The organism is Flavobacterium sp. Sd200 (assembly GCF_009826935.1).
GTDB lineage: Bacteria > Bacteroidota > Bacteroidia > Flavobacteriales > Flavobacteriaceae > Flavobacterium.
Window position 1 is genome coordinate 201,746 of record NZ_WUMN01000004.1, and the last position, 12,621, is coordinate 214,366.

General features: G+C 41.0%; 14 protein-coding genes. 7 read left to right on the forward strand and 7 right to left on the reverse strand.

What is annotated here, in order from left to right; all coding sequences use genetic code 11:
* Position 1 precedes the first annotated feature (1 nt).
* The 3 genes from galK to GR160_RS12800 all read left to right on the forward strand — a co-directional run bounded on the left by galK (position 2) and on the right by GR160_RS12800 (position 4,059).
* Complete coding sequence (gene galK, locus GR160_RS12790) at positions 2–1,186, forward strand: galactokinase (protein ID WP_160750268.1); 1,185 nt, start codon at positions 2–4, stop codon at positions 1,184–1,186.
* On the forward strand, positions 1,173–2,225 hold the full coding sequence (locus GR160_RS12795; RefSeq protein ID WP_160750269.1) for a UDP-glucose--hexose-1-phosphate uridylyltransferase: 1,053 nt from the start codon (positions 1,173–1,175) through the stop codon (positions 2,223–2,225). The genes galK and GR160_RS12795 overlap by 14 nt, the downstream gene beginning before the upstream one ends.
* Positions 2,226–2,388: 163 nt before the next feature.
* Positions 2,389–4,059, forward strand: coding sequence for a sodium/solute symporter (locus GR160_RS12800; RefSeq protein ID WP_160750270.1), 1,671 nt, complete (start codon positions 2,389–2,391; stop codon positions 4,057–4,059).
* Between the two features lie 136 nt (positions 4,060–4,195).
* Here the strand turns inward: GR160_RS12800 and GR160_RS12805 are convergent, their stop codons facing one another.
* Complete coding sequence (locus tag GR160_RS12805) at positions 4,196–4,513, reverse strand: HPF/RaiA family ribosome-associated protein (RefSeq protein WP_160750271.1); 318 nt, start codon at positions 4,511–4,513, stop codon at positions 4,196–4,198.
* 294 nt (positions 4,514–4,807) lie between these two features.
* On the opposite strand from GR160_RS12805, the gene GR160_RS12810 reads away from it, so the two are divergent.
* The 4 genes from GR160_RS12810 (at position 4,808) to GR160_RS12825 (ending at position 8,430) form a co-directional block, all read left to right on the forward strand.
* Positions 4,808–5,419, forward strand: coding sequence for a TetR/AcrR family transcriptional regulator (locus tag GR160_RS12810; RefSeq protein ID WP_237421224.1), 612 nt, complete (start codon positions 4,808–4,810; stop codon positions 5,417–5,419).
* A 159-nt stretch (positions 5,420–5,578) separates the two neighbouring features.
* A complete protein-coding gene (locus GR160_RS12815; protein ID WP_160750273.1) occupies positions 5,579–6,013 on the forward strand; it encodes a PaaI family thioesterase in 435 nt (144 codons plus the stop codon).
* A 1-nt stretch (position 6,014) separates the two neighbouring features.
* On the forward strand, positions 6,015–7,259 hold the full coding sequence (fabF, locus tag GR160_RS12820) for a beta-ketoacyl-ACP synthase II (RefSeq protein ID WP_160750274.1): 1,245 nt from the start codon (positions 6,015–6,017) through the stop codon (positions 7,257–7,259).
* Between the two features lie 427 nt (positions 7,260–7,686).
* Complete coding sequence (locus tag GR160_RS12825) at positions 7,687–8,430, forward strand: SDR family oxidoreductase (RefSeq protein ID WP_160750275.1); 744 nt, start codon at positions 7,687–7,689, stop codon at positions 8,428–8,430.
* A 124-nt stretch (positions 8,431–8,554) separates the two neighbouring features.
* On the opposite strand, the gene GR160_RS12830 is transcribed toward GR160_RS12825, so the two are convergent.
* From GR160_RS12830 to GR160_RS12855, 6 genes are all read right to left on the reverse strand, one after another.
* The gene (locus tag GR160_RS12830) at positions 8,555–9,115 is read right to left on the reverse strand and encodes a YiiX/YebB-like N1pC/P60 family cysteine hydrolase (RefSeq protein ID WP_370519220.1); all 561 of its coding nucleotides are present in this window, start codon (positions 9,113–9,115) and stop codon (positions 8,555–8,557) included.
* 63 nt (positions 9,116–9,178) lie between these two features.
* A complete protein-coding gene (locus GR160_RS12835; protein WP_160750277.1) occupies positions 9,179–9,781 on the reverse strand; it encodes a hypothetical protein in 603 nt (200 codons plus the stop codon).
* Positions 9,735–10,454 (reverse strand): tRNA pseudouridine(55) synthase TruB, encoded by a 720-nt coding sequence (gene truB, locus GR160_RS12840; protein WP_160750278.1) that lies wholly within the window; start codon positions 10,452–10,454, stop codon positions 9,735–9,737. The genes GR160_RS12835 and truB overlap by 47 nt, the downstream gene beginning before the upstream one ends.
* Positions 10,455–10,458: 4 nt before the next feature.
* Positions 10,459–11,265, reverse strand: a complete 807-nt coding sequence (locus GR160_RS12845) for an undecaprenyl-diphosphate phosphatase (RefSeq protein WP_160750279.1) — start codon at positions 11,263–11,265, stop codon at positions 10,459–10,461.
* 3 nt (positions 11,266–11,268) lie between these two features.
* Complete coding sequence (locus GR160_RS12850) at positions 11,269–11,568, reverse strand: DUF3098 domain-containing protein (RefSeq protein WP_160750280.1); 300 nt, start codon at positions 11,566–11,568, stop codon at positions 11,269–11,271.
* A 149-nt stretch (positions 11,569–11,717) separates the two neighbouring features.
* Positions 11,718–12,590, reverse strand: a complete 873-nt coding sequence (locus tag GR160_RS12855) for an ABC transporter permease (protein WP_160750281.1) — start codon at positions 12,588–12,590, stop codon at positions 11,718–11,720.
* Between the last annotated feature and the right edge of the window lie 31 nt (positions 12,591–12,621).

A 12,621-nucleotide genomic window follows, 5' to 3' on the forward strand; every position in this document is an offset into this window, starting at 1 on the left:
CATGAAAAAAAAATTAGTACAGTTGGTAACTACCAGCTTTAAAGAAAAGTTCAATGCTGAACCGGCTCATATTTTCCTTTCGCCGGGACGTATAAATATTATAGGCGAACACGTAGATTATAACGATGGTTTTGTCCTTCCTGCCGCCATTAACAAATATGTTTGCTTTGCAGTGTCTGAAACAGAGAACGGCGAATGCAACCTTTATGCTAAAGACCTTGACGAAAGCTACAGCTTTAACCTTAACGACGATATAAAACCTGTTGAACAAATGTGGGTAAACTTCTTTTTAGGGGTTTTATACCAACTAAAAGAAAGAGGTTTTGCCATGAAAGGCTTTAACATAAGCTTTAGCAGCACAGTGCCAATGGGTGCGGGATTATCTTCATCTGCGGCAGTAGAGTGTGGTTTTGGCTATGCACTAAATAAGATATTTAACCTTGGGTTGACTAAACAGGATATAGCCCTGATAGGGCAAAAAGCTGAGCATACTTTTGTGGGTGTAAACTGCGGTATTATGGATCAGTTTGCCAGCGTATTCGGTAAAAAGAACCATGTTATAAAATTAGACTGTAACACTTTAGAGTACGAATATCATAAGGCTGATTTTAAGGATTATGCCCTGTTGCTTTTAGACAGCAAAGTAAAGCATACACACCTTACATCGGGCTATAACGATCGCAGGAACGAGGTAGAGAAAGGTCTTGCTATTCTTAAAGAGCACTATCCTGAAGTTAAAACATTCCGCGATCTTAACGAAGAGCAGGTTACTGCCGTAAAAGAACAGCTTGGCGATGTTATATACCGTCGTTGCCTGTTTGTGGTAAGGGAAATTCAGCGTGTTTTAGATGCTGTTGCTGCCCTTGAAGACCAGGATTTTGTAAAGTTAGGCGAGCTTATGTATAAAACGCATGATGGCCTTAGTAAAAACTATGAGGTTAGCTGCGAGGAAATAGACTTTTTAGTAGACGCTGTGCGCAACGACGAAAATGTGATTGGCTCCCGTATGATGGGTGGTGGTTTTGGCGGTTGCTCTATCAACTTGGTTAAAAAAGAGGCTGTAGACGGACTTATAGAGCGCGTTAGCAAAGAGTACAAAGAAAAATACAATATTACGCTTAAGGCATACAAAGTAAAAGTAGCCAAAGGCACAACCATTTATAAAGAACAACATGCAGGCATTTGATAATAACGAACATCCGCACAGGCGATACAATCCGCTTATAGGCGAATGGGTACTGGTATCTCCGCACAGGGCAAAAAGGCCATGGCAGGGTCAAAAAGAAAGCGCAGGGAATTTAAACCTTCCGGCTTACGATCCTACGTGCTACTTGTGTGCAGGCAATGCGCGCACCAGTGGCGACCACAACCCTGACTATAAGGATGTTTATGTTTTTGAGAACGATTTCCCGTCGTTATTGCAGGAAGAAGTTGAACCTGTTGAAACCAGTCCTTTATTTCAGTTAAAGCCTGAAAGGGGTATAAACAGGGTAATTTGTTTTTCGCCAAGGCATGACCTTACCATTCCTGAAATGGACATTGATGGTATTACAAAAGTAGTAGAGGCCTGGAAAGAGCAGTATATAGATCTTGGTAAAAAAGATTTTATAAACCACGTACAGATATTTGAAAATAAAGGTGCCGTTATGGGCTGTAGCAATCCGCACCCGCACGGGCAAATATGGGCGCAGTCTTCTTTGCCTACACAGGTAGAAAAGACACAGCAAAACCTTAAAAAGTACTACAGCGAAAATGGCCGTAGCCTGCTTGCAGATTATGTTGCTGAAGAACTTGAGCGCAAAGAGCGCGTAGTTGTTGAGAATGACCATTTTGTAGTGTTGGTGCCGTTTTGGGCTATATGGCCTTATGAAACCCTTTTGGTTAGCAAAAGACATATTGGCAATCTTACAGAGCTTACAGCCGAAGAAACTGTTGCCTATGCGGATGCTTTGCAACGCATTACCGTAAAATACGATAATCTTTTTGAAACGTCTTTCCCTTATTCAAGTGGAATCCATCAAACACCTACCGATGGTGAGGATCATCCGGAGTGGCATTTACACATGCACTTTTATCCGCCATTGCTTAGGTCGGCAACTGTAAAGAAATTTATGGTTGGCTACGAAATGATGGGTGAGGCACAAAGAGATATTTCACCGGAAAAAAGTGCCGCTGTGCTTAGGGAACTACCCGAAGTTCATTACAAGCAGCAAACACCGGCATAACAATTTACTTAATATACAGGTTGCATTGCTCACCCGGGAGGGGTTTGGTTTTTGACGGCAATATGTGAGGGTTGCTTAATGCAATCTGTATATTATTTTTTAGTGCAGTTTTTTGTACACGTCCCAATTTTATTTCCCAAGACCCAAACAGAATTCCTTTTTTATGAGATCATTATCGACTGCGGACTATATCGTTTTCCTTGGCTACTTTATATTGATAGTAGGCTACGGACTCTGGATATACAACCGCAAGAAGAAAGAAACCGAAAGCAGTAACGATTATTTTTTAGCCGAAGGCTCGCTTACCTGGTGGGCTATTGGTGCATCTTTAATTGCCAGTAACATTAGCGCAGAGCAATTTATAGGCATGAGCGGCAGCGGCTTTAAGCTGGGCATTGCCATAGCCAGTTACGAATGGATGGCGGCGCTTACCCTTATTATTGTAGCTGTATTTTTTATACCGGTATATCTAAAGAACAAGATATTTACCATGCCGCAGTTCCTTAACCAGCGGTATAATGGCACGGTAGCCATGATCATGGCAGTGTTTTGGCTGTTGCTGTATGTTATTGTAAACCTTACCTCTATATTATATTTAGGTGCCCTTGCCATTACCAGTATATCGGGATTGGATTTTAACCTGTGTATAGCTTTCCTTGCTGTTTTTTCTATCATGATAACGCTTGGCGGTATGAAGGTTATTGGCTTTACCGATGTTATACAGGTATTCTTCCTTATTATGGGAGGATTAATCACCACCTATCTTGCATTGAATTTAGTATCAGACGAATTTGGCGGAAGCGGCATTATAGACGGTTTTGGTATCATGACCGAAAAGGCGCAGACCCATTTTCATATGATGTTTTCTAAAGACAACGAAAATTACAGCGAACTTCCGGGCATATCTACCATTATTGGCGGTATGATGATTGTTAACCTTAATTACTGGGGCTGTAATCAATATATTACCCAGCGTGCCCTTGGTGCCGATTTGCCTACTGCACGTGGCGGACTGCTGTTTGCAGCATTCCTTAAACTGCTTATGCCATTAATCGTGGTTATACCGGGCATTGCTGCATACGTGCTGTATCAAAACGGAGGTTTCCAGGCAGAAATGCTTCAGGACGGCAGCGTAAACCCCGATAGGGCTTATCCGGTACTTTTAAACCTGTTGCCATCGGGCTTAAAAGGCTTATCATTTGCGGCTCTAACGGCAGCAATTGTAGCCTCGCTTGCAGGTAAGGCAAACAGTATTGCTACCATATTTACGTTAGACATTTACAAGAAAACGCTAAACCCCGAAGCGTCTGAAAAGAAACAGGTACAGGTAGGTAAAATAACCGTAGTGGCAGCCATGATAATTGCCATTATTATAGCACCGTTTTTAGGGATTGATAAAAAAGGAGGTTTTCAGTTTATACAGGAATATACAGGTTTTGTTAGCCCGGGCATCTTTGCCATGTTCCTGCTGGGCTTCTTTTGGAAAAAAGCAACATCTAATGCGGCTTTGTTTGCCACTATCGGTGGATTCCTGTTCTCTATATTCTTTAAATTCCTTCCGGCTTATGTAGACCTGTCTTTCCTTTACGACTGGGGCTTTGCAGTGCCAAATGCAGCAGGTGTTTATGAGATACCTTTCTTAGACAGGATGGCATTTGTATTTATTATTTGTATAGTAGGAATGTTCTTTATCAGTAAAAAAGAGACCCAAAAAGGCATTACGCCAAACGGGCTTGAAATAGATACAACTATGTTTAGGGTTCAGCCGGCATTTATGGTGGGCTCCTTAATAGTAATAGCGCTTATTGCTGCGCTCTATACCTTACTTTGGTAAATTTTGGTTAGTTTACTAAATGTATTTTTTACACACCTAAGCACGGCCCACACAGCCGTGCTTTTTTATTATGTACTAATAAAAAACCTTCAATATGTTAATACTGAAGGTTCTCATTGTAGTTGGATGTTTATGTTTAGTGTGTGCGCACTTTATCAAAAGCGTGGTCTAAAAGTTTTTTCATTTTATCGGCAGCACCTTTAATGGCCAGTTCCACACTTGGGGCATGGTTACTCACCACCTGTGGTGGCATGCCGTTTACCCGTGCTTCGATAACACATTTTTTATCGTCGGGGCTGCTTTTTTCGCTGCCGTTCTCATCGGTCAGGTGTATTTCTATACTTGTAATTTTATCTTCAAAACGTTTTAAGGAGTTGTGCAGCACTTCGCTGAAATAGTTTTCCATCCTGTCACTTCCTGTAATGTGGTTGTCTGTATTAATGGTAACGTTCATAATAATATTGTTTAAAATATACACTCAAATTTACCCATTTTTTAAACGGTATGCATGCAAATTAGCATAAGATTAATACTTGTTTTTAGGTACTCTTGTGGTAAAAGGGAACGCGGATTGCGCGGATGCTTCGCAATCACGGATTAACACGGATTCACTTGAAGTAGATTAAAATCTGCGAAAATTCGCGTCTTAAATCTGTGTCATCCGCGTTCCATAAAATGAATGTGAATATCGTCATAGTTAAATTCTATCATTATAATTTGTTTAATTATACCGATTGGTATAATTTTGATGCGAGATAATGAAGTTATGAGCAAGGCAGAGCAAACCAGGCAATTTATAATAGAGACTACAGCACCCATTTTTAACCAAAAGGGATATGCAGGTACTTCTATAAGCGACCTTACAGGAGCGACAGGTCTTACTAAAGGAAGCATATATGGCAATTTTGAAAGCAAAGATGAGGTTGCCCTTGCTGCGTTTGATTATAATCATGCACTGATAAAAGCTGCCATCAAACAGCACATGGATCATGCCGTGCACCCGCTCGATAAACTCAGTGCCTACCTTAAAGTATTTGCCGATTTTAATTATTTAAAAGTACTTAAATACGGATGTCCTGTTCTAAATACGGCTATAGAGGCCGACGATACTCATGAACCGTTACGAAAAAAAGCAGTGGGTGCACTAAACGGCTGGTATAATAATATAAAGGAACTGCTCCAGGAGGCTGAAGATAATAGACAGGTAAGGCTTGGTGTAAATAAAGATGATTTTGCAGGTGCCTATATTGCACTTATTGAAGGCGGTATTATGATCGCTAAAGTAACAGGCAAAAGACAGGGGCTTGATGCAGCTGTAAAGCAGGCAAAAAAGATGATAAAAGATATAGTGGTCGAATAGTGTAATTACTACAACCGCTTTTTTTTGAATTTAAATATACCGATTGGTATATTTTATAGAATGAAATTTTGAGTTAAAAAAAAATACCGTTTGGTATCATAAGATCAAAAGGATTTTTTTATTTTAAAATATACCGATCGGTATAAAAATGAAAAATATATGGAAACAAAAGAAGCTGCCTTTTTAAAGGCACACATTGGTAAAGAAGTTACAGCATCGCCATCGCCATTCATGAATTGGCTAAGGCCGATAATGTTAGTGGTTGAAGAGGGCAGGCTGGAATTTCAGTACAAGGTGCGCCATGAAATGACTAACCCGTTCGGTACGTTGCATGGCGGCATTACCGCAGCCATGATAGACGATGCTATTGGTGCAACACTCATTTGCTATGGCGAACCTGTTTTTCATGTCACTATTAATTTAGTGACCGATTATTTTGGTGCAGCAAAAGAAGGTGATGTTATTATTGCCCAAACAGCCATACTGAAAAAGGGCAGGCAACTGGTAAATGCACAATGTGAAATATGGAATGCCGACCGATCGAGGCTTATAGCTAAAGGCTACACCAACCTGATAAAAACCGAAATTAAATAATATGAAAAGGGTAGTTATAACCGGCCTAGGAGCCATTACACCACTGGGCAATTCTGTCTCAGAGTTTTGGGCGAATATTATTGCCGGAAAAAGTGGGGCAGGACCTATTACTAAATTTGATGCGTCAAAATTCAAGACCAATTTTGCCTGCGAGGTTAAGGATTTTAATCCCGAAAATTATATGGATAAAAAGGAAGTGCGCAAGTACGACCTCTTTACACAATATGCCATAGCTGCTACAGATGAAGCCATTAAAGATGCCAGGCTCGATTTTACTACCCTGCCATTGCAGGAACGCTTTGAGGCTGGCGTTATATGGGCATCGGGCAATGGGGGGATTGGAACTTTTGAGGAACAGTTAAGAGAGTTTCATTCCGGAGACGGCACGCCGCGTTTTAACCCATTCTTCATTCCTAAAATGATCGTAGATATTGCTGCCGGGGTAATATCCATTCGCAACGGCCTGCATGGGCCAAACTATGCCACTGTGTCTGCCTGTGCATCATCTAATACGGCAATCATTGCGGCATTCGATACCATTCGTCTTGGTAAGGCAACCATTATGATAGCAGGCGGCAGTGAGGCAGCTTTAACGGCATCGTCTATTGGCGGGTTCAATGCATCGCATGCACTGTCTAAACGTAACGATGATCCACAGGCAGCGTCGCGACCGTTCGATAAGGACCGCGACGGTTTTGTGGCAGGCGAGGGGGCAGGGGCATTGGTGCTGGAAGATTATGACCATGCCGTTGCCCGTGGCGCCACTATTTATGCCGAGATCGTGGGCGGTGGTATGGCAGCCGATGCCTATCACTTAACAGGTACACCGCCTGACGGCCTTGGGGCTGCATTGGGCATGAAAAAGGCTTTGGCCGATGCAGGGCTTACTCCTACAGATATAGACTATATAAACGCGCATGCTACTTCTACAGGATTGGGAGATATTAGCGAGCTTGTGGCAATTGATTCGGTTTTTAAAGATACAAATGTGGCGGTTGGCGCAACCAAAAGTATGACGGGACATTTGCTGGGTGCTGCCGGAGCTATAGAGAGCATTATAAGTGTATTGGCCCTTCGTGATGGCATTATTCCGCCAACCATTAATACTGAGAACGTAGATGAGGCAGTTCCTACAGGCCTGAATCTTGTATTGGGTAAAGCCCGACAGGCTAATCTTAGGTATGTGCTGAACAATACTTTTGGTTTTGGCGGGCATACTGCAAGTACTATTTTTAAGAGAGCATAGTTCAACCTGCAAGGTTTAATTAACCTTGTAGGTTTGGAAGTAGCAAGAATTAAACCTACAAGATCTTTAAGACATAAGTGTTCGGAAGGCCAATAGAATGTGCTTTAGCTCCGGTAGGAGCGACATGTTTATAGAAAAATGGACGTGATTTATGTGAGCTTCGGAGAAGCGGCATGTAAAAATTATTATGTCGCCCCTCTGGGACTTAAAAAATGGTTCAATTTGTTAGCTATAAACATTTCGTCCCTATGGGACTTAGTTTATGAAACAAGAGAAATTGACAATGTAATTATCTTCCGAACATCTATGTTTAATTAACCTTGTAGGTTTGAAAATAGCAAGGATTAAACCTACAAGGTCTTCAAGACCTTGCAGGAAACCGATAAGAATTTTTCAATCTTTAAATCATTTAATTTTTCAATATAAAATGAAAACAACAGCAAATACCATTTTAATAACCGGGGGCAGTGCCGGTATAGGCTTAGCCTTAGCTCAACGATTTATTGCAGAAGGCAACAACGTAATTATAACCGGACGTAGTGAAGAGAGGCTTAAAGAAGCCGTACAAAAACTTGGCGGAAATGTTACCGCAATTGCTGCTGATGTAACCAAGCCAGAAGATGTAACAGCATTGGTGCAAAGGGTACAAAAAGATTTTCCGGAACTTAATGTACTGATCAATAATGCAGGCGCGGCATTTTATTACAATCTTGGGAGCGAAGCTGATGCCTTTGCTAATGCAGAACAGGAAATTGTAACCAATTATCTTTCAATAATACGTCTTACAGAACAATTGCTGCCCGTATTAAAACAGCAGGCAGAAAGTGCAGTAGTCAATGTATCTTCTATAGTGTCGTTCGTACCTAACAGTTTTTTACCAACATATTCTGCAAGCAAGGCAGCATTACATTCGTACACCCAGTCGCTAAGGTTAACGCTTGCCAATACTCCTGTAAAAGTTTTTGAACTGATGCCGCCATTGGTTAATACCGAATTCTCTAAAGAGATAGGAGGGGAGAATGGCATTGCACCATCGGTATTGGCAGATGATTTATTTGAAGCATTTACTAATGATAGTTTTGAAATACATACCGGAAGTACTGCCGATATTTATAAACTAAGTCATGCCGATCCGGCTGCTGCCCTGCAGGCCATGAATAGCAGGGGATAACTTTTTAAAATAATAATGTTGGGAAGCCATTGGAATGAATTTTCTGATGGCTTTTTAAATTAAGAGATTGCCCTAATCCGCTGCGATTCTTTAGAAATGGAATATGTAACTTATAATAAGGATACTAAAGAGTCCCTACGATCTCAATTTTATTGGAAGTAGAAATACCACCAGGGTTGCAACCCGGCAATCCTTCGGGAATTGGTTTGCCTATTTTTTTGTAATACTCCACCCATGCCGGGAAAAAATCCTGCGTGCCGGGTCGTTTATACGTCATGGGGAACAACTCAAAAAAGGGTTTGTTTTTATTGGCAGATTTAAAAGCGTCATATATAAGTTCGCTGCAATAGTAGCTGCCGTTGTTGTACACATATTCGGTATCATAAGGCACACCAAGCTGCCGTAAAGAAAAGGCTATAGCCTGTGGAATAAGTTTTTGGTACTGCTTTTTAAGCCTGCCCACATACATGGGTTTTGAGGTATTCTTAGAAAATTTTTCGAGTGTATTTAGCCTTACTGCTTTTCCTGCTGCTTCTATTATGTATAGTGTGTCATTGCGGTGGCATACCATGCCCATATGGCTAAAATCATTGCCGTTGTAGCCTTCGGTTACGGCTTCAATGGCATCGCACAAAGGCCCACAATCCATATCCTGAAAAATAAGGTCGCCGTCCTGAAGCTGCATCTTGTTTTGTGCAAAGACTATTGTTGTAATACAGAGAATAAAAAGGTACAAATGCTTCATGACTTAATCAAAAATTAGCAGGCAAATGCCAAGGTTTATAGAGCCCATTTGCGGAGCATCTTTCCAGGCATACCCATAAAAGTTTACTTCTGCAAAAATGCCGGCAGCATTTTCGCTTGTTAGGCCTATGCGGTATTTTTGGTATAAACCTGATACATCACCCCGTCCTATGGCAAAAGTATAGCCCAAACCGGCCTGTAGCAACAGGCTTGTTTTATCAGAAAGTGAAGGGGTAAGCACAATACTGCCGTAAACAGGAACTGAAACAAGTTTTGTTGCAATATGCCAGTCTATTCCGGTATTAGTACTAAATATAAACGATTCGGCTACATGGGTGCCAAAACCTCCGTGGGCGCTAAGGCCGTCGGGAAGAAACCAATTAGAATTGCCGGAATTGTTGTCATTTTGACCATGTTCAGGGTTAACCCTTAATGGTAATGATAGAGTGAACATAGAGAATTTACCAAATTCCTCAAAAAAGCCGGATCCTTTTTGTTTTTCAGGTTCTTCGTCTTTAGTTATAAAAACGGTAGTGTCCTGGCAAGATGCCTTAAGACCACTAAGCAGTAGTATCAGGCAAAGACTGCGGAGTAATGCTCTTTTCAAAATCATCGGGTGTTATGGCATTATCAACGGTAAATTCTCCAATTTTGGTGCGTCGCAATGCCGTTAAATGGGCACCGCTTTGCAATGCCTCTCCAAAATCATTTGCCAATGACCTGATGTAAGTTCCCTTACTGCATATCACTCTAAAGTCTATTTCTGGAAGGGCAATTCGGGTAAGTTCAAATTCGTAAATAGTGGTTTTACGGGCTGCGATCTCTACTTCTTCGCCTTTACGTGCGTGTTCATACAGGCGTTTTCCGTCTTTTTTTATAGCACTGAACACAGGAGGTTTTTGGTCTATCTCACCTAAAAACTGCGGCAGTGTAGCCTGTATCAGTTCTTCGGTAATATGTTCTGTGGGGAATGTAGCATTCACCCCGGTCTCTAAATCGTAAGAAGGGGTTGTGGCACCCAGATAAAAAGTACCTGTGTATTCTTTAGGCATTCCCTGTAACTCGCTTATACGCTTGGTAAATTTACCAGTACATACAATAAGCAGTCCGGTAGCCAAAGGATCGAGTGTACCTGCGTGGCCTACTTTTATTTTTTTTAGGCCAAGGTGCTTTTTAAGGCTCCATTTAACCTTATTAACCGCCTGGAAAGAACTCCATGTTAGCGGTTTATCTAATAATACAATTTGCCCTTCGGTAAAAGCTTCGGGAGAGTGTGCCAAAATACTATTGTTTGTTGTAAAAATAAGCCAGTAATATAGTTCCGGCTACAATTCGGTACCAGCCCCAAGGCTTAAAACCGTATTTTTTAATAATACCTATAAAGCCTTTGATGGCAATAATAGCCACAACAAATGCAATTACATTTCCAATAAGGAACAATTTAAGGTTGTCGGCTTCCATAAGCAGTTTATAACCTTTAATTTCGGCTGTGCCATATTCTTTAAGAAACACCGAATATACGGTAACGGCAAGCATTGTAGGCACTGCCAGGAAAAAAGAGAATTCGGCAGCGGCCTCTCTTGTAAGTTTTTGTTGCATACCGCCTATTATAGATGCAGCCGAACGGCTTGTGCCCGGCATCATGGCAAGGCATTGCCAAAAGCCAATGGTTACGGCCTTTTTAATGGTAATGTCTTCTTCTTTAAAAACTTCGGGTTTTGTAAAAAGATTTTCTATGAATAGTAAAAGTACACCGCCAATAATAAGTACAATGGCAATAGGTATCGGGCTACCCAGCATTTCATCTATAGGGTCGTCTAAAAGTTTGCCTAAAACAAGTGCGGGAACAACGGCACAGGCCAGTTTAAGAAAAAAATTAAGCTTAGTAAAATCGAAGAATTTTTTCCAGTAAAGGGCTACTACTGCAAGTATGGCTCCAAACTGTATAGATACCTGAAAAAGTTTTACAAACGGGTCGTCCTGTATGCCGTAGTATGAGCTGGTAAAGATCATGTGGGCGGTGCTCGAAACAGGAAGGTATTCTGTTAATCCTTCTATAATGGCAATAATGATGGCCTGGTAAAACTCCATGTACTATTTTTTGTTTTTAAAGTTCTTAATTTCTTTATCTTCAGGGAAAGTCTCTGTTGTTACAACAGTTCCCGGATTTTTAAGTATGGCATAGATGGTAACGCCAAAGCCAATAAGCACCACAGTAGGGGCAAGGCGTATTCTCTGGAAATTAAAAATAGCATCGCTAAAAACATTCGGGTCATCACTTCCGCCGCCCGACATAAGTATAAAGCCAAGAGCTATAACTGCAATGCCAATAAGTAGTATTTTGTAGTTTACCTTTTCAAAAAGGAACTGTGTTTTTAAAGAGTTGTTTTCCATTTCGGTTTAGTTTAAAGTTTAAGGTTTAAAGTTTCAGGTTGGCTTATCTGCTATCTGAAGGTTTTAAATCTAAATTTTAGGTTTATCTTATTTCTTTGTTCTATTATCTATTGTCTCCGGTCTAAAATTTAATATCTCAATACTCAAATCTAATAAAGATCGTCTGTTCTCAAATTCAAAAAGCGTTGTGTAGCAAAAAAGGTGCTTATGAGCGCAATTATGATCCCGAAAGCCAGTACACCGCCCAACACTATGGCTGTAGGAATCCAGTCTTTCCATATTTCCAGCATAGGGAAAACCCCGTCAAGCCAATATACAAGATAGATAAGTGCACCAATAGAAAGAAGTGCGCCATACAGCCCCAGTTTAATGCCTTTCCATACAAACGGCCTGCGGATAAACGATTTTGTAGCCCCCACCATCTGCATGGTTTTTATGGTAAATCGGTGAGAAAATATTGATAGCCTCAACGCGCTGTTAATAAGCAGCATGGCAATAAACGCCAGTACGCCGCTAATGACTAATATCCAGAAGGTTATTTTTTTAATATTTTCGTTAGCAAGGTCTACCAGCACATTATCATAGCTAATATCGCCAACAGCAAGATCAGATCGTAGTTCTACCTCTATCTTTTTAATACTGTCGGCCTGAACATATTCGCTGTTAAGGTGAATGTCATAAGAGTCCATTAATGGGTTTTCATCCAGCATCAGTGCGCTGTCCTCCATCAGGTCGGGGTTGTTCTTTACGGCATCTTCCTTAGATACGAACTTGTGGTCTTTAACATAGCCGGAATTGGCAAGGCGTGTGCCGAAAGCTTTTGTAATGCTGTCGGAAGCATCGCGTTTAAAATACACCGTCATTGGGATGTTCTCCTTAACGTAGCCCGAAATTTTATCGGTATTAATAACAAACAGCCCCAGTGCCCCAAGCAGGGTAAGCACTATAAAAATACACAGAACGACCGAAAAATAAGAAGATATTACGCGTCGTTTCTGGAATTTCTCAAAAGATGATGCCATACGTGTTTTTAATTTAGGTGTAAAAATAAAT

Bases quoted from the DNA above. Each gene is read 5' to 3' on its own strand.
- GR160_RS12815 (WP_160750273.1), top strand. From the start codon at position 5,579: ATGGAAACAAAAGAAGCTGCCTTTTTAAAGGCACACATTGGTAAAGAA.
- GR160_RS12800 (WP_160750270.1), top strand. From the start codon at position 2,389: ATGAGATCATTATCGACTGCGGACTATATCGTTTTCCTTGGCTACTTT.
- GR160_RS12850 (WP_160750280.1), bottom strand. From the start codon at position 11,568: ATGGAAAACAACTCTTTAAAAACACAGTTCCTTTTTGAAAAGGTAAAC.
- GR160_RS12805 (WP_160750271.1), bottom strand. From the start codon at position 4,513: ATGAACGTTACCATTAATACAGACAACCACATTACAGGAAGTGACAGG.
- GR160_RS12825 (WP_160750275.1), top strand. From the start codon at position 7,687: ATGAAAACAACAGCAAATACCATTTTAATAACCGGGGGCAGTGCCGGT.
- fabF (WP_160750274.1), top strand. From the start codon at position 6,015: ATGAAAAGGGTAGTTATAACCGGCCTAGGAGCCATTACACCACTGGGC.
- GR160_RS12855 (WP_160750281.1), bottom strand. From the start codon at position 12,590: ATGGCATCATCTTTTGAGAAATTCCAGAAACGACGCGTAATATCTTCT.
- galK (WP_160750268.1), top strand. From the start codon at position 2: ATGAAAAAAAAATTAGTACAGTTGGTAACTACCAGCTTTAAAGAAAAG.
- GR160_RS12810 (WP_237421224.1), top strand. From the start codon at position 4,808: ATGCGAGATAATGAAGTTATGAGCAAGGCAGAGCAAACCAGGCAATTT.
- GR160_RS12830 (WP_370519220.1), bottom strand. From the start codon at position 9,115: ATGCAGCTTCAGGACGGCGACCTTATTTTTCAGGATATGGATTGTGGG.
- GR160_RS12845 (WP_160750279.1), bottom strand. From the start codon at position 11,265: ATGGAGTTTTACCAGGCCATCATTATTGCCATTATAGAAGGATTAACA.
- GR160_RS12795 (WP_160750269.1), top strand. From the start codon at position 1,173: ATGCAGGCATTTGATAATAACGAACATCCGCACAGGCGATACAATCCG.